The following is a 20,111-nucleotide window of genomic DNA, read 5'->3' on the forward strand; positions in this document are numbered from 1 at the left end:
CGCGACAGCCCTTTCGCCAGCGCGGAATTTCTACACGTTATCCGAGCGTTCGCATAATTCAAGGCTATTCCTCAACGCAAATCCATAACATAGTATTATGAAACACCCATCATGCAGGCAAAGCGATGACAAACAGACCAAGGCTACGACAGCTCGAGGCCCTTAAATCAGTCGCAGATCACGGGACGATGACACGGGCCGCCCATAGTTTGGAAATTTCACAACCCGCGGTCAGCCGGCTGTTGGCGGATTTGTCCGATGAGCTTGGTTTTGCGCTGTTGGATCGCAAGGACGGGCGGTTGGTGCCAACCCAAGAAGCCCGTTATATTCTGCCCGATATCGCGCGTGTTCTTGAGATGATGAAAAACATCACCGACACCAGCCAGAACCTGAACGCGCGCACCGCCGGGCACCTTCGGGTTGCGTGCCTGCCGGGGTTCGCCACAAGCCATCTGCCGGATGTTGTCACGGATTTCTTGACCGAACGGCGCGATGTGACCCTGACGCTGGAACCCGACCGTCCTGAGCGGATCCTCGAATGGATCATAGGCGAGCAGTACGATTGCGGGATCACGGACAGTTTTGGCGGCCACCCGGCGATTGACAGCAACACGCTCGACATTCGAACGGTCTGCATCTTTCCGACCGGCCACCCGTTTGAGGCGCTGGACAGCGTCGGGCCTGAACACCTTGATGGGCAACGGTTCATTCACACGCGCCGCGACAGCAGTTTTTATCAAGACCTTGCGGATGTGTTTCGCAAGGCCGCTGTCACGCCACATTCGTTTGTTGAAACGCGCCAGTTTACCGCCGCGTGCGAATTGGTCATGCGTGGGTTGGGGGTTTCGGTGGTCAGCGAACTGGATGCGCGGACCTATCAGGACCGTCTGCGCTATCGCCCGTTTACACCGAACGTGCCGCACCAGATTTCGATCGTGCGGCCGATTCACAAGATACCGTCAAAGATCACGCTGGATTTCATGGAGACGTTTGAAAGAAGCCTAAGCGATCTTATTGTCGGGCCAGACACATGACGTTTTTGGATCGATCCGACGGGTTCCTAAAATAAGCTGACGTAGATTTTGCAGTGAAGATCAGGTTCGCCGTCCTTGATCGTGGTAATGTCGAGGCCAGCGGCGGGCAAAACGGGAATGAGCGTTTCGTCACCAATGGGCCCATGTTTCATCAGGGCGAATTGATGGGTGGGGCGGGCGCGGGCAGGCAAGGCAACGCCGGACCGCCATCGCTGGACAATCTCACCCGAAGGTAATGTTTCGGGGCCGATGTTTTCGAAATCAACCTCACCCCGCGGGTCTTTGACGAAGGTGTCTTCACTGCCGTTGCCGATAATGCAGTACGTCCAGAACACGCTAGGTGCCGCAAAAGATACCGTAACCACGCGGCCATCGGTGTGCGGCGCAGCGCGCACTAACGCGAGAACAGGATGCGCCCTGTCTTGGGGGCCGGATGTGTCGGTATCATCGCTAAGCGCCACGTCATCCTGATCGAGCAGGGCCAAGATAAGCGGGCGCTGGGCCCAATTGGCGCTGGCGGTGACTGACCAGATATCACCGTTGTCGGCACGCAGCTCAAAATCAATCGATGCGGGCAGATCAGTCGCATCGGACGCGATACTCCAGTCCGCGCCATCCGGTTTCAGAAAAAGGGATTGTGTGGTGAAAGTTTCTGGATCGCTCGGCACCACTGTGATCGGAGCAGGATCGCCTTGATAGAAATCATGGCGCAGTCGCAATCGCAGGACTTCTCTTAATCTGTTCATGAGCTGCTTTCTCGATCAATTCCCGTTATGGTCGGGTCGGTTGTTTGGATGCTGTCGTAAGGGCCGAGCGCGGTCAGTTTATACATGGCGGACGGCACGTACCGCCCCCCGAATACGGCCCACACAGGCCCGATGTCTGCGGTGTCGATGTCGACTGGTTCGATCCGCAGGTTTTGGATCGGTATCGGCACGCTGGGCGCGCTTTGGGGCGTGTAATTCTTTTCGAAGGCGAAAAACTTGACCGCGCTGGACAGCAGTTTCAGTCCTTCTTCGTAGGTGTCATAGCCCGATGCGATCATGAAGTTGGCGGTTATGGCCCAACTTTGCGGTGACGTTGCCGTGCGGTCTGTCATGCGAACCCCTGACGGGACAGCGGTGCCGCTTCCTGTTTGGATGTTTGTGACAAACATGGCCAAGCGATTGCGTGTTTGCGCGGTGGGTTGCCCCTGTGCATCCGTCAAAGGGCCGAGCACCACCAAATCCTCGCTTACGCCCAATTGATTGGACAGATGCGTGTTCAGATCGTCGCGCAGATGGATCATTGCGAGGTTAATCATGGTCGTGGTCCTTTGGATCGTTGCATGCGCTGTCCCCTTTTGTCGTTCTGGTTCAGCCTAGCCGTCCTTTTGGTAAACGCAAACCATCCGTCCCGCCTAACGCGGCCTTGCACCTTGGTCGCAGTTGCGGGAACGTATCGGCATGACAGCTTTTCCGATCCGCATCGAAAATCCACCCGAACATACGGCCCCGCTGCCGAAGGTGGCAGATGTCGTCGTTATCGGCGGCGGGGTGATTGGCATCATGACGGCATGGTTTGCCGCACGCAAAGGTCTGCGTGTTGTTGTGATCGAAAAGGGGCGGATCGCGGGGGAGCAGTCCAGCCGGAATTGGGGCTGGATTCGCCAGCAGGGGCGCGACCCGGCCGAGCTTCCGATTATGATCGAGGCGAACAGTATCTGGCGGGGGCTGGATGCGCCGCTGCGCGCTGAAATCGGATTGAAGCAAACCGGAACCCTGTTTCTGGCCCACAATGACGCGGAACTGGCCAAGTATGAGGCGTGGTTGCCCCATGCAAAACATCACGGGCTTGATACCCGACTTCTCAGCAGTCGCGAGGTCGCGCAGATGATGCCGACGGCGGCGCGCAGTTGGACAGGCGCGCTGTGGACCGCGTCTGACATGCGCGCTGAACCTTGGGTCGCGGTGCCCAGATTGGCGCGTGCCGCAGTAGAACAAGGCGTGCAGATTATCGAAAATTGCGCGGCCCGTGGGTTGGACCGCGCCGCAGGTGCGTTGCGCGGTGTGGTGACGGAACACGGCACAATTGCGTGTGAAAAGGTGGTTCTGGCTGGCGGCGCATGGTCATCCCTGTTCTTGCGCCGCCACGGAATTGCCATTCCGCAGTTGTCTGTGCGCGCGACGGTTGCTGCGACGCACCCTGTACCGGACGTTTATGCGGGCGGCGCGGTGGATGATCGTTTCGCGTTTCGTCGTCGCGAAGACGGTGGGTATACCCTTGCACCTGAAGGGTTCCACGAGATGTATATCGGGCCGGATGCCTTTCGTGCGTTCCGCCGGTATTTGCCGCAGCTTTTGGCAAACCCGACCGCAACGGCGCTGCGCCCGTTTGCACCGCGCGGATACCCTGATGCGTGGGGCACGCCGCGCCGCTGGCGCATGGATCGCCCCGGCCCGTTTGAAGCCATGCGTATTCTTGATCCTGCGCCCAACGCGAAAAAGGTGGCCCAGCTGATTGATGATCTTCGACAGACATTTCCGGCCCTTGGGCAGGTCGGCGTTGCGGCGGCGTGGGCTGGAATGATCGACACGCTGCCCGATGTTGTGCCTGTCGTGGATCACGCCGACACCATTCCTGGTTTGATCATCGCGACAGGGATGTGCGGGCACGGCTTTGGCATCGGGCCGGGTTTTGGGCGTGTGGTTGCAGATATGGTTGCAGGTGATGATCCCGGCCATGATTTGTCCCGGTTTAGGTTGGGGCGGTTCACGGACGGATCACGCCTTGTGGCGGGGCCGACGCTCTGACGTTTGGCGCGACTTAGGGCTATTTTCCGGTATTCATGATTTCTGACAGCGGTGGTGCGCTTGGCACCCTGCACCCCTTCGGTGGCCTGTTGTCGGCCCGAAAGGCAATGCTTTGTTTCTAAACGGCTAATATGGGAACTCCCTAAAATATCGATTTTTTATAGATTTGATGTGAAAAGTGGGTATTGTTTTGACATCAGATAGGGAGGAATCAATGAAACATTCTATTCGCAAGGCCGTCGGCGTGCTGGCGTTGACCGGGTTGGGCACAGCAGCGACCGCCGAAGAGCTCCGGATTGGGACCGCATCTTTGGGCGGCGCGTTCTACCCGATGGGGCAAAGCATTTCGAACGTCGTGAACGAACACGCAGGCGGTGACATTTCGATGGTTCCGATTGTCACAGGTGGTTCCGTCCAGAACCCCAACCTGATTGCCAGCGGCGAAGTCGAGATCGCGATCACCAACAACAACCTCGCGGTTTTGGCAACGAAGGGCATTGGCCCCTACACAGCCACCGGACCGATTGATATCGGTGCCGTCGCGGCCTTGCACCCGTCCGTGTTGCACATGGTTGTGCTGGCAGACAGTGACATCCAGACCATCGAAGACCTGCGCGGCAAAAGCGTTGCTGTTGGTCCTGCGGGTGGTGGCACATTGGGATTTGTGAATTTTCTGTTCCCGCTGCATGATATGACCATCGAAGATATCACGCCCAGCTTTGTGTCCTATTCGGATGGCTTTAGCCAACTGACAGACGGCACGGTTGATGCGACGCTTGCCTTGTCCGGCTATCCTGCGGGCGCCGTGATGCAGGCCGCTGCGGGCGCTGAGTTGCGTTTCATCAGCTTTTCTGACGGGATGCTTGACGCCGCACTAGAGGCCAACCCCGCTTTTGTTCCGGTCGAAGTGTCTGCCGATGTTTATGGCATGGCGGATGCGGGTATGTTGATCGGCGTGAACAACATGCTGGTCGCGCCCAATGATCTTGATGCGGCCACGGTTCAGGCGGTCACGGCGGCTATTTTTGACAATCTTGCGCAGTTGCAGGACGAAAATGCCAATGCACGCCAGATCGATCCGGCAATGTCGCTGAACCTCGCGATCCCGCTGCACGCAGGGGCGCAGGCCTACTTCGACGCGCAGTAATATTCGCCTTCGGATTAAGAACAGTCGGGGCGCGCGCTGCGCCCTGGCCTTGTAGGTGGAGAGGCCCCAATGACATCGATCACGCGGCATTTGAGTGTTCAAAACGCTGTCTTTCTGGCGGGGTTTGCCCTTGGCGCTTATCATTTGATGGTGGTGTCAGGTGTGTTTGCGATTTCCACCATGCCGATGCGGGTCACGCATGTCATGTTGGCGTTGTCGCTGCTGTTCGTGATCAAACCCGCGAGCGAGAGGCTGGAGGGGACGAAGCTTAACACGCTGATAACGTTCATCCTTGTTGGCGCCACCGTCGCGGCCAGTCTTTGGATGCTTAGCCGGTGGAAACCCATTGCGTTTTCGGGCGGCATTACGACGGATGCCGATTTTTACGCGGGCGTCGTGCTTGTGCTGATTGTGTTTGAGGCCGCGCGGCGTGGCATTGGCAACATATTGGCCTGCATCACGTTGGTGTTTTTTCTGTATCCGTTCCTCGCGCCGTATTTGCCCGGTGTGCTTGAGGGGCGTGGATCGACGCTGCATCGGATTATCGTTGTTCTGACAACAGACACCCAAGGGATTTACGGTATTCCTGTGGGCGTGGCGGCGACTTATATTATTGTCTTCACCATTTTTGGATCGCTCTTGTCGAATTTCGGCGCGGGCGATTTTTTCTTTGAATTGTCGGTGCGGTGTACCCGTGGGCTTCGCGCGGCTTCGGCCAAATCCGCTGTGCTGTTTTCAACGCTGATCGGAATGGTCAGCGGGTCGGCGGCGGGCAATGTTGCGGTCACGGGCACGGTGACGATCCCGATTATGAAACGCGAAGGGTATCAACCCCACCAAGCCGCCGCGATTGAGGCCGTGGCCTCAACCGGGGGGCAGATCATGCCGCCCGTGATGGGTGCTGCGGCGTTCATCATGGCCGAAATTGTCGGCGTGCCTTACACGGCCGTCATGGCCGCCGCGATCTTGCCCGCGCTGTTGTTCTTCGGGTCGGCCTTTATGGTCGTCCACCTTCAGGCGGTGAAATCCGGCATCGCGCCCAATGCGGGGGCCGATGTCAGCGAAGAACCATTGTCAGCCGTCTTGATCAAGGGGGGGCCGTTTATCGGTGCCTTTGCCACGCTGATCACCATGATGCTGATGGGCTATTCGCCGTTCATGGCATCCCTTTGGGCGATGGTCGTTTTGATCGCGGGCGATGTCATCTGGAACCGAAAGCTGGACCGCGTGTTCCTTGAGAAACTGGTGCGGTCTGTGTCAGAGGGCGCGCGGTCTGTCGTGACGATTTCGGCAGCCTGTGCGGCGGCGGGCATCATTGCGGGTGTGCTGGGCGTGACGGGTTTGGGATCCAAAATCGCGACGCTGATTGATGTGGCGTCGGGGGGCTATCTGTTCCTCGCGCTGTTTTTCACGATGATCACGTCGATTATTTTGGGCATGGGTCTGCCGACGACAGCGGCCTATTTGATCTTGGCCACGGTTGTCGCACCTGCGCTGGTAAAGCTCGGCGTGCCGACGCTGACGGCGCATTTCTTCGTGTTTTACTATGGCTGCATTTCCACAATTACCCCGCCCGTGGCGCTGGCGTCTTATGTGGCGGGCGGCATTGCGGGGGCGAATGTGAACAAGGTCGGTTGGACCGCCGCGGCCTATGCGGCCACGTCATTTGTGCTGCCGTTCGCAATTGTCTACGGCCCCGGTTTGTTGATGGGCGGCACGTGGATTGACAACATTGCTGCAGTGCTAACGGCTACAACTGGCACTTTTGCCATCGCAGTGGCGATCATCGGCTGTTTGTCGGGCAAACTGCCAGCGGCCCTGCGGCTGATCGCGGCGTTGGCTGGTCTTTTGCTGTTGTTCCAAGGGCTGATTTCGGCCGCCATCGGCGCGGTTCTGTTCGCGTTGGTTGTTGTTTATGACCGCGCCTCCCATCCATCCTCCATAAAAACGAGCACACCATGAAGCACAAAAATTACCGCCGCGTCGTCACAGGCCATGATGCCAATGGAACGGCCATTATTGAAAGCGATCAGTTGGCGACCCAGATGTTGGAACGCCCCAACAGGCCGGGTGTGCGGTTGACCAATTTTTGGCTGACCCATGAAACGCCCGCGCAATATGATGGCCCGACAGAAACCTGTGAGGGGGACTTCATACTGCACCCCCCCGCGAATGGATCGGTGTTTCGCTGCGTCGAATTCCTGCCCGAAGATCCCGAGGTCATGGCCAAATTGTCATCCGAAGACGGTGCCGCGGCGTTTGCAGAAATGGGCGCAGGGGCGAATATCGTGCAAGGCGGGCGGCACCCATGGATGCACCGCACCGACAGTGTTGATTATGGCATCGTGATGAACGGTGAAATCTGGATGGTCATGGACAACGAAGAAGATGACGTGCTGCTAAAGGCGGGCGATGTCGTTGTTCAGCGTGGCACAAATCACGCCTGGGCCAATCGCGGGACCGAACCGTGCACGATCATGTTTATCCTGATCGACGGGGTAACCGAGACCGGCAAAGGCAAAGGCATCCCTGCGCGCTAAGTTTCAAGGACAACAAACACAGCGACCAGAACGGCGTAGCATACCGCGCCGTATCGCAGGTTCCACGCCCATGTCAGGGTCGTCGGGGCCACCTTTGTTGTAGCAGAGATCAGCAAGGTCGCGGTCGCATTCGGGGACGCAAACATAGACAAGGCCCATCCGGCGCTCAGCGCGAAGACAATGTGTGTCGGGTCGGCGGGCAGAACGGGCAATGTCTGGATCACTTGCCCGATGAAGACCACAAGGATGATCGGGCTGAGAGCAATCTGGCCGCCCAATGTGATCAGCACGGGCAGGGCTGCCAAAAACAACCAGCCCGGAACGTTTTCCAGATCAATCAATGCGGTCAGCGTGTCCATTGGCAACACGTCGGCCAACATACGCCCGATAAACCCTGACAGCCCCAACGCGATGGCGGATCTTGCCAGACCGGGGGCATTGTCTGTTAGGGCGGGCCAGAATAATGCCATCTGGCTGGGTCGTGTGGTGGCGCGCGGGCGCTGCGCCATGAACCAAAGGACCGTCACCGTGGGCGCAACGAACATGAGCGACAGAGCCGTGGTGTAGCCGAAGACGATTTGCAAAGCCGCCGTCGCGATGATCAATGCGGCGCACACCAGCGTGAGGCGGCCGAATTCCAGCATCGGAAAAGCGGGGGAAGGTGCTGTGTCTTTCGCCAGATCGCGCCATTCAAAACGATCAAACAGGAACCCGATGAACACCATCAAGACAGACGTGGCGACGCCCAAGGCTATGATTTTGCCGTACGAGATTTCGGTGAACAGCGTTAGCAATACCGCCTGCGTTAGGGTCGTTGGCGCCCAGAGTAGTATCCACGCGAACCCGCGCAGCAGGGCAGAAATCTGGCGACGTTCAAGGTCTGTGTTGACGATGCCGTTGTCGTCCTTTGCCGCATTCTGGATCAGTGGGGCCATCAGGCTGATCGCCCCGAAATTCAGGAACACGCCAAGGAAATGCCCACCGGTTGCCGTTGCCACGTAGCGGCCCGATGCGGGTTGGCGGATCAGATAGCGGCCCACAGCCAAGACAGACCGCGACCGTTCAGCCGCAATTTTCAGGGCCGTCAGCAGCAGGATAAAAGCCGCAAAAAAGGCGGCAAGATCGATGGCCTGCGCGAACGTGTCACCGGACGTTTCGCGCCAAAAATAGACCGCCGTTAGGATCAGGCTTACACCCAACAACAACACTTCGCGGATGGTGCTGCTTCGCAACCCGAACACGCAAAGTGCGCCAAACCCGACGCCCGCGCCCACCTCGAACGCGGGCCCGCCTATTGTCCGCGCGCAGAGCACAAAAACCGACAGAACGACCAAGATCGTAGCGAGGATGCCGGGTTTCATGTAGGATGACACCATAAATAGGATCGGGATTTATGATGTTCTTGAGTGTTCTGAAAACGCCCCCGCACCAGGCTTATTTGTGTGTGGCATGGCGTGACACTGGCGGGCAGGATGCGTCGGTTCCTGCTGGCAGTGCACAGATGAACGGGCGCGAGGGCGATCTGTTTTTTGCGATCACGGCGGCGGTGATGTCTGGCGATGAGGCGCTGGGCTGTCAGGAGGTCAGTGGGGTGCAACGCCCATGGGCCCTGCGTGTTGATGAGGTCGCGTTTCCGGTGGGTGCCGTCGCGCATCGCCACACGCATACGGGCAGCGGTTGGCGCCATCTGGTCAGCGGGTCGTTGCGCATCGAGGCCGAGCACGGAGCCGAGATCATGCACCCGGGGATGAGCTGGTTTGAACCTGCCAACAGCCCCGTGCGCGCCGTTGCGTTGCAGACCGTTGGTATGACCCGTTTTGTGCGCTGTATGGTTATCCCCACAGCCTATAAGGGGCGTTCGACGTTCCAGTTGTGTGACCCCGAAGACGCCGCATTGCCGCGCTTGCAAGTGACCCATCGGCATGTCGATCACGTCCTTTAGGTTGATGCGGGGTAGTGGTCCGATAGGGACGATGTGCGCCAATCGGGGTTCGGTTCTGCGGGTTCGGATGCGTAGCCCGCGGATTTGATCGCCTCAATCGCGCAGTATTCGTCTTTGTCCGATGTGTCGCCCGAAACCCCGACAGCGCCAATTGTGATCCCGTCAGCGGTTTCAATCAAAACGCCGCCCGGAACGGGGATGAAGCGCCCGTCAGACGCAGCTGCAATTGCGTTTTGAAAGGCTGGGCGTTCGGACAGTCGATCGCGGATCAGACGGCTGGAAATCCCCATTCCAAGCGCGCCGTAGGCCTTGCCAAAGGCGATATCGAACCGTGTGAGGCCAGATCCATCTTCGCATTGCATCGCCACCAATTTGCCCCCCGCATCAAGCACCACGACGGTCAGGGGCAACAGCGACGCCGCGCGCCCCAAGGCAATGGCCTGTTCAATAATCGCATTGGCACGGTTCAGCGGGAGGGTGGTTTGCAAACGCATGTCAGATCCTTAATTGGTGGCGGCCCAAAGGCCATCCCACCATGCAGCGAAATCAAAGTTTGGCAACCATGTCACGATTTCGGGGAACATGAGCAAGGCTGCAATGGTGATGACATCCGCGATGAAGAACAACGCAACGCCGCGAAACACGGTGCCGAGCGGAATGTCGGGCCGCACGCCATTCACCACAAAACAATTGAGGCCAATGGGCGGTGTGATCAGGCAGACCTCGGCCATTTTTACTGCGATGATACCAAACCAGATCGGATCAAACCCAAGGGCAATGACCGCGGGGTAGACCACCGGAAGCGTCAACAGCAGCATGCCGATGGCGTCCATGAACATGCCCAGCACCGCGTAAGCGAGTAGGATGCAGATCATGATTGTCATGGGCGCCACATCGAGGCTTACGACCCATTCTGTGAACGCGCCCGGGATGCCGGAAAAGCCCAAGAAGCGCACGAAGATCAGCACGCCCCAAATCAGGGAAAAGATCATCACTGTCAGCTTGGCGGATTCCATCAGGCTGTCTTTGATCGATTTCATCGGGGTGCCGCGCGCAATGGCCAAGACGAAGACAACAAAGGCACCCAGCGCGCCTGCTTCTGTCGGGGTGGCCCAACCGCCGTAGATCGCTGTCATGATGATGAGGACCACCAGAGCGATTGGCGAAATGCCGGGCAGGGTGCGCATACGTTCGCCCCATGTGAACCCTTTGACCGACGGCGCTGATCCGGGTTTCAACATGGCCCAGACGACGATGATGCCCGCGTAAACGAAAGCCGAGAAAATACCGGGCAGGAAGCCCGCGAGCAGCAGTTTGCCCACCGATTGTTCAACGATGATCGCATAAATCACAAGGATTGCGGATGGTGGGATCAGCGTGGCCAATGTGCCCGCGGACGCCACAACGCCCGCCGCCATGCGCCGATCATATCCGTATTTCAGCATCTCAGGGATCGCGACGCGACTGAACACCGCCGCAGTGGCCGTTGATGCACCAGAAACGGCGGCAAACCCAGCGGTGGCAAATACCGTCGCCACAGCTAATCCGCCCGGCATCCAGCCGAGCCATTTGCGCGCAGCATCAAATAACTGCTGTGTCATGCCCGCATGAAACGCAAGGAAGCCGATAAAGATGAACATCGGCAAAACGCTGAGGGCGTACGACGAAGATTTCGAATGGGGTATGGTCCCGATGATACCCGCCGCAGGGCCCCAGCCCCGCAATTCAACCAAGCCCAAAAGGCCGACAACGGCCGCTGCAAAGACAACGCGCACCCCCAGGAAAATCAACACCAATAGCAGGCTGAGTGTTATGATCCCGACCAAAAATGGGTCGGACATTCCAATTCCGATAATCATGACTTGCCCCCCAAATCTGCGCCAGGTTCTGGAAGATCGGCGTCGTCCCCCATGACTTCGTGAATTTCATCTTGTGCCTGTTCAGCGACGTCTTTCATGACGACCACGGCAACCGGGGCCTTGGTGGGATCGGCGACCAGACGCAAAGCGCCGACAAATTGCAAAGCCAAGCGGCACCACCAGATCGAAAATGCTATCGGGACAAGCAGCTTGGACGGCCACGTGACATATTCAGCATCAATGGTTGTGTCGCCCAATGTGAACGCACGTAGGAAATGCCCGTAGCTGTAATAGATCAGCACGCCGATGATAAACATCGCCAAGGCTGCGCCAAATGCCTCAACCGCCCAAAGAGCACGTCCCGACAGACGGCCCATCAGCAATTCCATACGGATATGGCTGCCCATGCGTTGGGTGTAGGCGGCGCCCAAGAACGCCATGCTGGCCATCGAAAGTTCAACGAGATCAATGTAGCCGTCGATGGGGGCGTTGAACACGGTGCGCATGACAATTTGCAGCACTCCGAGCATCATCAAAGCCATGATCGCGGCGGCTGCCAGCAAATTGGCAACGTCTTCTATGGGCATCAGCCCCCGATTGAGCCGTCCCAGAAGACCGCCCGTTGCCTGTTGCTGCGTCGCCATCACTGATCCTTTGCAAAACATGTTGAGGCGCGGGCGCAAAGATTGCGCCCGCGCCGGGGTCTAGGGCCAGTGACTTACTGGTTTTGGGCTTCTTCTGCGTATTCGAAGATCGCGTCAAAAACGCCTTGGGCGTCGAAGTCATCGGAATTTGCGGCGATCCACGCATCCCAAACCGGTTGGCCTGCAACTTCGCGGAACTGGGCCAACTGTTCGTCCGTGTAGACGATTTCGGTCATCGTATCGCGAAAGACGGGCAGGTTCTTTTCGTCCTGTTCCGCATAGGCGGCCTGTTCAACGTCCATCCCCATACCGCGCAGATCCATCAGCAATGTCTTGTACTGTTCTGGCAGGGCGTCATAGGCGGTCGCGTTCAAAACCCAGCCGCATTCGGATGTGCCGGGGGCGAGGTTGGATGTGAACCAATCGGCCTCGTCCGCGATGCCGAAGGACACGTGCGCGTAAGTGTACGGAAATGCCGCTGCATCAAGCGCGCCGCGCTGAAATGCCGTGGACGTTTCACCCGCAGGCAGCGTTTGTTTGGTTGCGCCCAAGACTTCCATCGCGTCGCCAAGACCACCACCTGCACGCACCCGCAGACCTTCCCAGTCTGCCAAATCTGTTGGCGCGTCGCCTTTGCCAAGGACTTCGTATTGCGGCAACAGGCCGGACAGGTACGGAATGGCGTTCCAGGCGGCCATGTCAGCAACGATCGCAGGATGTTCGAACATGCGAGAGCGCACGTATTGATCGACCGCAGGGTCGCCAAGGGGCAGGAACGGCAACGAGAACACCATCCAAGCCGGATTTTTACCGGGGTGATAGAAGTTGCAGATCGCCGCGCCTTCAAAAGCGTTCAGTTGCAAACCATCAAGATTTTCGCGGCTGCCGGACAATTGGCCGCCATAGAAAACGGTGATGTCAAAGTTGCCGCCCGTTTGTTCACGGACTTCATCGGCAATCGCTTCCATGCCAGCAGACAATGCGCGCGGGTTGCCCCACATCGACAGGCTCCAGTTGACTTCGGGCCCCTCAACGGTTTGCGCGCCAACGGCCGTTGATGCCAAAAGCAACGTGCCGCAGGCAAGTTTTTTCATAAGTTTCATGTGTATCCTCCCAGATAGTTTGTGGCGTTTTGCCGGTCTTCAGTTGTTCCGTGTTTTTGCTATTGAGGCGCCTTCGCAGTTGTTTTGCAAGGCAGCTGGCGCGATTGCATCATGAGGCCAGTTCTTTCGGTTTTGATTTGAACGGTGCCTTTGCCAACGCCTTGAGCGCGCGCGAGGCAGCGATTTTCCCGCGCAAGGCAAAGTCTTCGTGGTTACGTTCAATCTGTGTCAGGTCATAAAGATAGTTGACCATCGCACCGCTGGATTGCGCCCGCCCGTTGGCTGAACTGTCCGCGTTAGCGTGGACGTCATAGGCTTCAGCGCCGTTGCCCAAATGGAACCGCGCGACAGGATCAACGGGCGCGCCGGACGCGCCTTTGGCCTCTAGCAGGTAGCGCGCAGCGAGGGCGCGCACATCTTCGGCAGGGGCAGTGCCCTCAAGGATATCCGCGGCGATGTGGCCGAAATCGGGGTTGTCCAACTGGCTGGTCAACCATGTGTTCAGGCGCGGGATCGGCGACAACGTGACAAGGTGGGTCAGGTGCGGCAATTCTAGCGACAATTGTCTGGCGACCTGTTTGATCAACAAATTGCCAAAGCTGATCCCCTTGAGGCCCTGCTGACAGTTTGAGATCGAATAAAACACCGCCGCCGTGGCCTGTTCGGGCAAAAGTGGTTCGCGCCCTTCCGACAAAACGTCATCGACGGACCCGGGGATGTGATCACTGAGCGCGACTTCGACGAAGATAAGCGGTTCATCCGGCATGGCAGGGTGAAAGAACGCAAAACAGCGGCGGTCCGGCGGGCTTAGCCGGCGGCGCAAATCATCCAGATCGTCGATTTCATGAACGGCCTCGTAGGCGACGATCTTATCGAGCAGTGACGCAGGCGCCATCCAGTCAATCTGCTTGAGAACCAGAAACCCGAGGTTGAACCAGCTGCGCAAAAGCAGTGCAAAGTCGATATCCGTGCGTCCTAGGTCGGGATGGGATTTCATCAGACGCAGCAAATCAACGCGCATTGATACCAGATCAGCCGTCGCACCCGTGGGCTGGTTCAAACGGCGCAGCAGTTTGCGGCGTTTGGCAGCTGAGGCATTTGCAAGCTGTTCAAAATCATCAAGGGCGCGGGTTTGGGCATATGTGCTGGCCAGCTCAGCCAGCTTTTCGGCGTCAATATCCAGCGCATCGTTTAGGAATTGGAAAAAAGCCAGTTTTTCGTCGTCGTCTAATCCGCGATAGCGTGCCAGGATTACCTCAGCGAGCTTTTGGCCGGACACAGAACCTTCTTCTGCAAGCAACGCATTGCACAACTGGTTGATATCACGCGGGTCCGTGTCATTGCCTGTAGCCCGCTTGCGGTCAAACAGGGTTGTCAGGATGTCCGGTAGAAATCGATTGCGTTGCATGGGATGCTCCTGTCGCGTTAGGGCAAAGTGACGGACTGCGAAGACAAGGACACCGTGAAACTCAGGGATCCTTCGTTCACCAGCCATTTGCGAACATCATAGGTCCGCGCGCCAACTGCGTGCATCGGGTCCGCGTTTGCGATGGCGCGCGCATCATCAAGGTTGGCGGCGCGGTAGATGATCATGCCTTCGGCTTCCATCATATCGCCCGTTGCATCCGAGACCGGCCCGGCCATGACCAGCTTTCCTTTTGCTTCTACTTCTTTTTGATAGGCGAGGTGGGCGGGCAGGGTCGATTTGACCAAATCCATATCACCCGCGGGCACTGATTTGACGATAAACAGTTCCATCGCAAGCGCCCCGCGGCCTTTTGCTTCGTTCTTGTAGTCTTCCCACTTCGGCATGATGCGACTCCCCCTTGGTTGCCTAACCTTAGCCTCGATATTCTCAGCCGCAAAATAAAAAAATCGATTTTATTGGACACGAGCGGGAAAACACGACACTTTTGGTGCACGAATCTGGGAGGGCTCGATGACAGACAATGTGTCACTTGATGATCTGCGGACAGCAGCGCAGGCGGATGTGCGCGACATGCGCGGCACCTTGGATACACTGGATCAGGCGCAAATCGATTTGATCCTTGGCAAGGCGCGGTCCCATTATGCGTGGACCGACAAACCTGTCGGTGATGATCTGCTGCACCGTATTTTTGATATCACCAAAATGGGCCCAACCAGCATGAACACCTGCCCTGCGCGGTTTGTTTTTGTGCGATCTGACGCGGGCAAAGATCGGCTTTCTAAGTCGTTAAAACCTGCGAATGTTCCGAAAGTTATGGGGGCGCCGGTTACGGCGATCATCGCCTATGACGTTGATTTCTGGACAGAGCTGCCCCGCCTGTTCCCCCACGAAGACCGCCGCCCGCATTTTGAGGGCAAGCCGGAACACGCCAAAGATACAGCTTACCGCAACGGCACCTTGCAAGGTGCGTATTTCATGATTGCTGCGCGGGCGCTTGGGCTGGATGTCGGGGCGATCTCTGGCTTTGATAATGCGGTTGTCGACGCTGAGTTTTTTGCGGGCACGCCGCTAAAATCCAACTTTCTGTGCAACCTCGGTTACGCTGATGAAAACGCGCTGTTCCAACGTTTGCCACGTTTCGATTTCGATGACGTGTGCGATATAATTTAAGGACCGCCCGCCTATGGCCATTAAGATGAAAACCTCAGTGACGTTGTCGATTGATGCGGTTTGTTCCAGTCATTCGGTTGCGCAGGTTCGAACACGCGATCTGGCGCAGATCATCGATGAACCGGTTGAACGGCATGGCACGAACCTTGGATTCACGCCAACCGATACCGCGCTAAGCGCGCTTGCCGGATGCACCAACACCATTGGCCACAAGTGCGCCAACAAACTGGGCGTCGACATCGGCAACCTGAATATTTCTGTCAAATGCCGGTTCAACCGGCTTGGCGTGACGCTGGCCGAAGAGATCGATGTCCCGTTTGAGGAAATCGATCTTGTGGTCATTGCCGATGGCCCTGTCACGCAGGACGAATTGAACAACGTGGCCGCTGAGGTCGCCAAGTATTGCCCGCTCGCGAAGCTGTTTCGCGGGGCGGGCACTGTCATCAACGAAGACTGGCGTAAAGCCGACTAACCACTTTTCTGGGAGGAGAAGACTATGAAACTGACACGACGTATTGCCTTAGCCACGACAGTTGCGCTGGGTTTAACGGGCGCGATGGGGGGGGCTGTTTCAGCCCAGGAAACCATCAACCTGACAGCCATCGATGGGTACCCTGAGCGATCCATGTGGGTCGCCGAATTTTCCGGCTTTTTCATCCCGCGCGTGGATGAACTGCTGGCAGAGCAGGGCAATTACCAGATCAACTGGATGGAAGCCTATGGTGGCCAGATCGTAAAACCACGCGGGGTGTTGGAGGGCATCAAGCTGGGTTTGGGCGACATCGGTATTGTGACCACGATCTTCCACAACTCTTCGCTGCCATCCCAGGGTATTTCTGCGGTGACACCTTTCGTCGCGGCGGATGCGCGCGTGGTCGCACAAGCGGTTGACGAAATCGCCCGCGAATTCCCACAGATGGGTGCTGAACTTGCTGCTGAAAACCAAGTGTACCTTGCGACCGGCGTCGTGCTGGACACGTATCAGGTATTTTCGACCACCCCGATCAACGGCCTGTCGGATATGGAAGGCATGAAGATTGCCGGTGCGGGTTATAACCTGCGTTACCTTGAAGGTATCCCCGGTGCGGCCGGTGTGCGTGGCGGTTTGCCAGACTTTTACAACATGGTTCAGACCGGCGTTGTGGATGCGGCGATGCTGTGGCCAGAGGCGGCTGTGACTTTCGGTATGGCCGAAGTTGCGCCTTACATGCTGGTGGCTGATCTGGGTGCGGTTAATTCCAAAACCGTCACAGTGAACGCCGATATTTGGGCCGAACTGCCCGACGAGGTAAAAGACGTGCTGCAAACAGTTTCGGTCGAATACCGCGACCACGTGGCAGGCATCGCGATGGACCGCGCGCAAGCATCCCGCGAGGCCTATGTCGCGGCAGGTGGCACAATCGTCGAGATGAGCCAGCATGAGCGTCAGGCATGGGCCGACAGCATGCCCAATATTGCTGCTGAATGGGCGGCTAACCTTGATGGTACAGGCGCGCCGGGCACCGATATGCTGAACGCATATATGGGCAAGCTTGCGGATGCAGGTTTCACACCGCTGCGCGACTGGGCAGCAGAATAAGTCTGCTCATAGGGATATGAAAATGATCGTCACGGGTCTTCGAAAAATTGAAAGTTGGGTCGTGACGGTCGCGATCATTGCCAACGTCAGCGGCGCGTTTGTGTTGCTGGCTTTGGTGGCGATCATGAACGTTGATGTGGTGTCGCGAAATATCTTCAACGCGCCGTTTCGCGGTGTGGTTGAGGTTGTGATTTTCTCTTTGGCGTTGATTGTCTTTTTGCAGCTTCCTGATGTGGTTCGCACGGGGCGTTTGACGCGCTCTGACGGGTTTCTGGGGCTGGTGCGCAGCCGATCCCCGCGCCTTGGTGGCGTATTGGCGCGCATCCTCGATGGTATCGCGTGCATTTTCATGTGCCTGATCGTCTGGACGGTCTGGCCCGAGTTCACCGAAAGCTTTGAGAGCTGCCATTTCTTTTCCCAACCTGATTTTGGGCCCGCACCGACTGGCAACATCTGGGCTGATTTCAAAACCGGCCTTGCGCGGTGCGATTATTTCGGGACGCCCGGAATTTTGCAGGCGCCATGGTGGCCCGTGCGCCTTGTGATCGCGTTTGGCTGCGCGTGGGCGGCAATTCTATTCTTTTTCAAGACCGCTTTGGGGGACAGCCAGGGTCCGCATCACGTCACAGCGCAATCCAGCGGCGAGGTTTAGATCATGGATCCTCTTACAATCGGCATGTTGTCCGTTCTTGCCATCGTGGTGCTTGTGTACCTTGGCCTTTATATTCCCGTCGCGCTTGGCCTTGTGTCGTTTGTGTCGATCTGGATCATGTCCGACAAACCCATCCTTGCGTTCAATTTCCTGAAGGTCGCTGTGGGTGACGGTGTCACGGAATACAACTTTGCGACCATTCCGCTGTTCACGTTGATGGGCTTGCTTGTGTCAAAGGCGCGGTTGGGCAGGGACATTTATGATGTGATGAATTCGGCGTTCCGCAAGGTTCTGGCGGGCATTGGTATGGCAACGGTTGGCGCGAATGCGATTTTTGCGGCTGTCACCGGATCGTCCATTGCGTCAGCTTCGGTGTTCACGAAGATCGCTGTGCCGCAAATGCTGCGCTACAATTATAACAAACGCTTTGCTGTGGGGGTTGTGGCCGGATCGTCCGTGCTTGGCATGATCATCCCGCCATCCGCGATGTTGATCATCTATTCCTTCGTGGCCGAAGTGTCCGTGGGGGATATGTTTCTGGCGGGGATCATTCCAGGCCTGATCCTGACAGCAGTTTACATGATCGCGATTTATTTGATGGCGCGGTTCTGGCCGTCGTTCATCGGCGAGGACATCAAAACCGACAGTATCCCCGCGATGGATCGGGGTGAAATGTTTCGCAAGGCATGGCCCGTTGTTGCCCTGATCCTATTGGTTTTAGGCGGTATCTATACCGGTTGGCTGACCCCAGTTGAGGCCGGCGCGGCCGGTGCATCGCTTGCGCTGATCGTGGCGATTGCCCGTCGGTCCATGTCGTGGGCCGAATTCTGGGAAACACTTGTGGAAACAGGCCACATCACTGCGGCGATCTTGTTGTTGATCACGATGGCGTCGTTTTACAGCCGGATGCTAGGCTATGCTGGCCTGCCCAATCAGCTGGATGCGTTGCTGCAATCCTGGGAGATGTCGTTCTTTCAGATCATGCTGATTTATGTGGTCTTGATGTTGGTCTTGGGCACATTGCTCGACACGGCGTCGATCATCCTGATCGTTGTGCCGCTGTTTATCACATTGATCGAAAGCATGGAACTTAGCCTGATCTGGTTCGGCCTTGTGACTGTGATCGGCGCTGAAATTGGCCTTCTTACACCGCCCTTAGGGATTTCGTGTTTCGTGATCAAAAGCACGCTGAACGATCCGAATATCTCTCTCAAGGATGTATTTTTGGGGTCACTGCCGTTCGCCTTTTTGATGTTGTTGGTCCTGATCTTGATCATTCAGTTCCCGATCCTGTCCACCGCCCTTCTTTAATTCTGCCGGAGTCACAGACCCATGAAAAACGTCTCAATCGACACAATCACGCAGGCATTTGTGGATTACTGCGCAGATGACACCGATCCGCGCACGATGTTCTTGCTGACCAAAATGGTCGAACATCTGCATGCCTTTGCCAAAGAAACCCAGCTGACCCACGCCGAATGGAGCCGCGCGCTGAAATTTGCGACGGATGCGGGCAAGATAACCGACGATGAACGCAATGAATTCGTGCTCATTTCCGACGTGACGGGGTTGTCGTCTTTGGTGGATATGATCGGATCGCAGCATGATGGCACGTCCTCCAGCGTTCTTGGGCCATTCCATTCGGTCGGCGCGCCCGAACTGCCTGTTGGTGGTGATCTGAAGAAAGACAACGAGGGCGCGACAGTCGTCGTCGAAGGGGTCGTGCGTGATCTGGACGGCAACCCCGTTGAGGGCGCCGTGATCGAACTTTGGCAGACGGCGGAAAACGGACTGTATTATTCGCAAGACGGCGGGCAGGGCGATTTCAACCTGACGTGTTCGATGAAAACCGGCGCTGATGGTCGCTATGCAATGACAACCGTGAAACCGGCGCCCTATATGGTGCCCGATGATGGCCCTGTTGGGGAATTGTTCCGCGCCACAGGGCGCACGCCTTGGCGGCCGTCGCATTTGCATTTTATCGTTCAAGCAGACGGGTTGCGCTCTCTCGTGACCGAAGTGTTCGCCAATGGTGATCCCTACCTTGATCGTGACGCCGTGTTTGGTGTGCGATCCGACCTTATTATGGACTACGTCGAAAGTACGGATCTTAACGCGCTGCCCGATGATCTGGAAATCGGACGCAATGCGACCGTCCCTTATTACAAGGTCGATTTCGATTTCGTCCTTGTCCCTGAAAACACATAAATCCTGCCCTTA

21 protein-coding genes are annotated in these 20,111 nt (G+C 57.2%); 12 read left to right on the forward strand and 9 right to left on the reverse strand.

What is annotated here, in order from left to right; genetic code table 11:
- Positions 1-125 precede the first annotated feature (125 nt).
- The gene (locus L0664_RS15920; protein WP_235226885.1) at positions 126-1,034 is read left to right on the forward strand and encodes a LysR substrate-binding domain-containing protein; all 909 of its coding nucleotides are present in this window, start codon (positions 126-128) and stop codon (positions 1,032-1,034) included.
- A gap of 26 nt (positions 1,035-1,060) precedes the next feature.
- Here the strand turns inward: L0664_RS15920 and L0664_RS15925 are convergent, their stop codons facing one another.
- Together L0664_RS15925 and L0664_RS15930 are read right to left on the reverse strand one after the other, a co-directional pair.
- A complete protein-coding gene (locus L0664_RS15925; protein WP_235226886.1) occupies positions 1,061-1,780 on the reverse strand; it encodes a hypothetical protein in 720 nt (239 codons plus the stop codon).
- Complete coding sequence (locus L0664_RS15930) at positions 1,777-2,337, reverse strand: Pvc16 family protein (protein ID WP_235226887.1); 561 nt, start codon at positions 2,335-2,337, stop codon at positions 1,777-1,779. Before L0664_RS15930 ends, L0664_RS15925 begins: the two co-directional genes overlap by 4 nt.
- 142 nt (positions 2,338-2,479) lie before the next feature.
- Here L0664_RS15930 and L0664_RS15935 point away from each other — a divergent pair, with 142 nt between their 5' ends.
- The 4 genes from L0664_RS15935 to L0664_RS15950 all read left to right on the forward strand — a co-directional run bounded on the left by L0664_RS15935 (position 2,480) and on the right by L0664_RS15950 (position 7,513).
- Complete coding sequence (locus L0664_RS15935) at positions 2,480-3,826, forward strand: NAD(P)/FAD-dependent oxidoreductase (RefSeq protein ID WP_235226888.1); 1,347 nt, start codon at positions 2,480-2,482, stop codon at positions 3,824-3,826.
- A gap of 214 nt (positions 3,827-4,040) precedes the next feature.
- The gene (locus tag L0664_RS15940) at positions 4,041-4,973 is read left to right on the forward strand and encodes a TAXI family TRAP transporter solute-binding subunit (RefSeq protein ID WP_235226889.1); all 933 of its coding nucleotides are present in this window, start codon (positions 4,041-4,043) and stop codon (positions 4,971-4,973) included.
- Between the two features lie 69 nt (positions 4,974-5,042).
- On the forward strand, positions 5,043-6,935 hold the full coding sequence (locus tag L0664_RS15945; protein WP_235226890.1) for a TRAP transporter permease: 1,893 nt from the start codon (positions 5,043-5,045) through the stop codon (positions 6,933-6,935).
- Positions 6,932-7,513 carry a cupin domain-containing protein gene (locus L0664_RS15950; protein WP_235226891.1) on the forward strand — a complete coding sequence of 194 codons (582 nt, stop codon included), beginning with the start codon at positions 6,932-6,934 and terminating at the stop codon, positions 7,511-7,513. The genes L0664_RS15945 and L0664_RS15950 overlap by 4 nt, the downstream gene beginning before the upstream one ends.
- Here the strand turns inward: L0664_RS15950 and L0664_RS15955 are convergent.
- Entirely contained in the window at positions 7,510-8,874 is a 1,365-nt protein-coding gene (locus tag L0664_RS15955) for a hypothetical protein (RefSeq protein WP_235226892.1), read from the reverse strand. The two genes, L0664_RS15950 and L0664_RS15955, sit on opposite strands and share 4 nt — an antisense overlap.
- Positions 8,875-8,957: 83 nt before the next feature.
- On the opposite strand from L0664_RS15955, the gene L0664_RS15960 reads away from it, so the two are divergent.
- Positions 8,958-9,455, forward strand: a complete 498-nt coding sequence (locus tag L0664_RS15960) for a cupin domain-containing protein (RefSeq protein WP_235226893.1) — start codon at positions 8,958-8,960, stop codon at positions 9,453-9,455.
- Here the strand turns inward: L0664_RS15960 and L0664_RS15965 are convergent.
- The 6 genes from L0664_RS15965 to L0664_RS15990 form a co-directional block, all read right to left on the reverse strand.
- A complete protein-coding gene (locus L0664_RS15965; RefSeq protein ID WP_235226894.1) occupies positions 9,452-9,949 on the reverse strand; it encodes a GlcG/HbpS family heme-binding protein in 498 nt (165 codons plus the stop codon). The two genes, L0664_RS15960 and L0664_RS15965, sit on opposite strands and share 4 nt — an antisense overlap.
- A 9-nt stretch (positions 9,950-9,958) precedes the next feature.
- Positions 9,959-11,296 carry a TRAP transporter large permease gene (locus L0664_RS15970; RefSeq protein WP_235226895.1) on the reverse strand — a complete coding sequence of 446 codons (1,338 nt, stop codon included), beginning with the start codon at positions 11,294-11,296 and terminating at the stop codon, positions 9,959-9,961.
- A gap of 14 nt (positions 11,297-11,310) precedes the next feature.
- Positions 11,311-11,958: a TRAP transporter small permease subunit gene (locus tag L0664_RS15975; RefSeq protein WP_235226896.1), complete on the reverse strand. Its 648-nt coding sequence runs from the start codon at positions 11,956-11,958 to the stop codon at positions 11,311-11,313.
- A gap of 74 nt (positions 11,959-12,032) precedes the next feature.
- Complete coding sequence (locus L0664_RS15980; protein ID WP_235226897.1) at positions 12,033-13,061, reverse strand: type 2 periplasmic-binding domain-containing protein; 1,029 nt, start codon at positions 13,059-13,061, stop codon at positions 12,033-12,035.
- A gap of 109 nt (positions 13,062-13,170) precedes the next feature.
- Positions 13,171-14,469 (reverse strand): malonyl-CoA decarboxylase domain-containing protein, encoded by a 1,299-nt coding sequence (locus L0664_RS15985; RefSeq protein WP_235226898.1) that lies wholly within the window; start codon positions 14,467-14,469, stop codon positions 13,171-13,173.
- A 17-nt stretch (positions 14,470-14,486) separates the two neighbouring features.
- Positions 14,487-14,873, reverse strand: coding sequence for a YciI family protein (locus L0664_RS15990; protein ID WP_235226899.1), 387 nt, complete (start codon positions 14,871-14,873; stop codon positions 14,487-14,489).
- A gap of 127 nt (positions 14,874-15,000) precedes the next feature.
- On the opposite strand from L0664_RS15990, the gene L0664_RS15995 reads away from it, so the two are divergent.
- From L0664_RS15995 to L0664_RS16020, 6 genes are read left to right on the forward strand one after another with little or no spacing between them, the layout of a single operon-like run.
- Complete coding sequence (locus tag L0664_RS15995) at positions 15,001-15,660, forward strand: malonic semialdehyde reductase (RefSeq protein ID WP_235226900.1); 660 nt, start codon at positions 15,001-15,003, stop codon at positions 15,658-15,660.
- Between the two features lie 13 nt (positions 15,661-15,673).
- Positions 15,674-16,132, forward strand: coding sequence for an OsmC family protein (locus L0664_RS16000; protein ID WP_235226901.1), 459 nt, complete (start codon positions 15,674-15,676; stop codon positions 16,130-16,132).
- Positions 16,133-16,156: 24 nt separating this feature from the next.
- Positions 16,157-17,239, forward strand: a complete 1,083-nt coding sequence (locus L0664_RS16005; RefSeq protein WP_235226902.1) for a C4-dicarboxylate TRAP transporter substrate-binding protein — start codon at positions 16,157-16,159, stop codon at positions 17,237-17,239.
- 16 nt (positions 17,240-17,255) lie between these two features.
- Positions 17,256-17,891: a TRAP transporter small permease subunit gene (locus L0664_RS16010; RefSeq protein ID WP_235226903.1), complete on the forward strand. Its 636-nt coding sequence runs from the start codon at positions 17,256-17,258 to the stop codon at positions 17,889-17,891.
- 3 nt (positions 17,892-17,894) lie between these two features.
- On the forward strand, positions 17,895-19,202 hold the full coding sequence (locus tag L0664_RS16015; protein WP_235226904.1) for a TRAP transporter large permease: 1,308 nt from the start codon (positions 17,895-17,897) through the stop codon (positions 19,200-19,202).
- Positions 19,203-19,223: 21 nt separating this feature from the next.
- Positions 19,224-20,099, forward strand: coding sequence for a dioxygenase family protein (locus L0664_RS16020; protein ID WP_235226905.1), 876 nt, complete (start codon positions 19,224-19,226; stop codon positions 20,097-20,099).
- Positions 20,100-20,111: the final 12 nt, after the last annotated feature.

Origin of the sequence: Octadecabacter dasysiphoniae (assembly GCF_021532615.1) — a bacterium.
Classification (GTDB): Bacteria; Pseudomonadota; Alphaproteobacteria; order Rhodobacterales; family Rhodobacteraceae; genus Octadecabacter; species Octadecabacter dasysiphoniae.

Excerpts from the sequence above, each read along its gene's own strand:
- L0664_RS15920 (WP_235226885.1), top strand. The coding sequence starts at position 126 with ATGACAAACAGACCAAGGCTACGACAGCTCGAGGCCCTTAAATCAGTC.
- L0664_RS15925 (WP_235226886.1), bottom strand. The coding sequence starts at position 1,780 with ATGAACAGATTAAGAGAAGTCCTGCGATTGCGACTGCGCCATGATTTC.
- L0664_RS15930 (WP_235226887.1), bottom strand. The coding sequence starts at position 2,337 with ATGATTAACCTCGCAATGATCCATCTGCGCGACGATCTGAACACGCAT.
- L0664_RS15935 (WP_235226888.1), top strand. The coding sequence starts at position 2,480 with ATGACAGCTTTTCCGATCCGCATCGAAAATCCACCCGAACATACGGCC.
- L0664_RS15940 (WP_235226889.1), top strand. The coding sequence starts at position 4,041 with ATGAAACATTCTATTCGCAAGGCCGTCGGCGTGCTGGCGTTGACCGGG.
- L0664_RS15945 (WP_235226890.1), top strand. The coding sequence starts at position 5,043 with ATGACATCGATCACGCGGCATTTGAGTGTTCAAAACGCTGTCTTTCTG.
- L0664_RS15950 (WP_235226891.1), top strand. The coding sequence starts at position 6,932 with ATGAAGCACAAAAATTACCGCCGCGTCGTCACAGGCCATGATGCCAAT.
- L0664_RS15955 (WP_235226892.1), bottom strand. The coding sequence starts at position 8,874 with ATGAAACCCGGCATCCTCGCTACGATCTTGGTCGTTCTGTCGGTTTTT.
- L0664_RS15965 (WP_235226894.1), bottom strand. The coding sequence starts at position 9,949 with ATGCGTTTGCAAACCACCCTCCCGCTGAACCGTGCCAATGCGATTATT.
- L0664_RS15970 (WP_235226895.1), bottom strand. The coding sequence starts at position 11,296 with ATGTCCGACCCATTTTTGGTCGGGATCATAACACTCAGCCTGCTATTG.
- L0664_RS15975 (WP_235226896.1), bottom strand. The coding sequence starts at position 11,958 with ATGGCGACGCAGCAACAGGCAACGGGCGGTCTTCTGGGACGGCTCAAT.
- L0664_RS15980 (WP_235226897.1), bottom strand. The coding sequence starts at position 13,061 with ATGAAACTTATGAAAAAACTTGCCTGCGGCACGTTGCTTTTGGCATCA.
- L0664_RS15985 (WP_235226898.1), bottom strand. The coding sequence starts at position 14,469 with ATGCAACGCAATCGATTTCTACCGGACATCCTGACAACCCTGTTTGAC.
- L0664_RS15990 (WP_235226899.1), bottom strand. The coding sequence starts at position 14,873 with ATGCCGAAGTGGGAAGACTACAAGAACGAAGCAAAAGGCCGCGGGGCG.
- L0664_RS15995 (WP_235226900.1), top strand. The coding sequence starts at position 15,001 with ATGACAGACAATGTGTCACTTGATGATCTGCGGACAGCAGCGCAGGCG.
- L0664_RS16000 (WP_235226901.1), top strand. The coding sequence starts at position 15,674 with ATGGCCATTAAGATGAAAACCTCAGTGACGTTGTCGATTGATGCGGTT.
- L0664_RS16005 (WP_235226902.1), top strand. The coding sequence starts at position 16,157 with ATGAAACTGACACGACGTATTGCCTTAGCCACGACAGTTGCGCTGGGT.
- L0664_RS16010 (WP_235226903.1), top strand. The coding sequence starts at position 17,256 with ATGAAAATGATCGTCACGGGTCTTCGAAAAATTGAAAGTTGGGTCGTG.
- L0664_RS16015 (WP_235226904.1), top strand. The coding sequence starts at position 17,895 with ATGGATCCTCTTACAATCGGCATGTTGTCCGTTCTTGCCATCGTGGTG.
- L0664_RS16020 (WP_235226905.1), top strand. The coding sequence starts at position 19,224 with ATGAAAAACGTCTCAATCGACACAATCACGCAGGCATTTGTGGATTAC.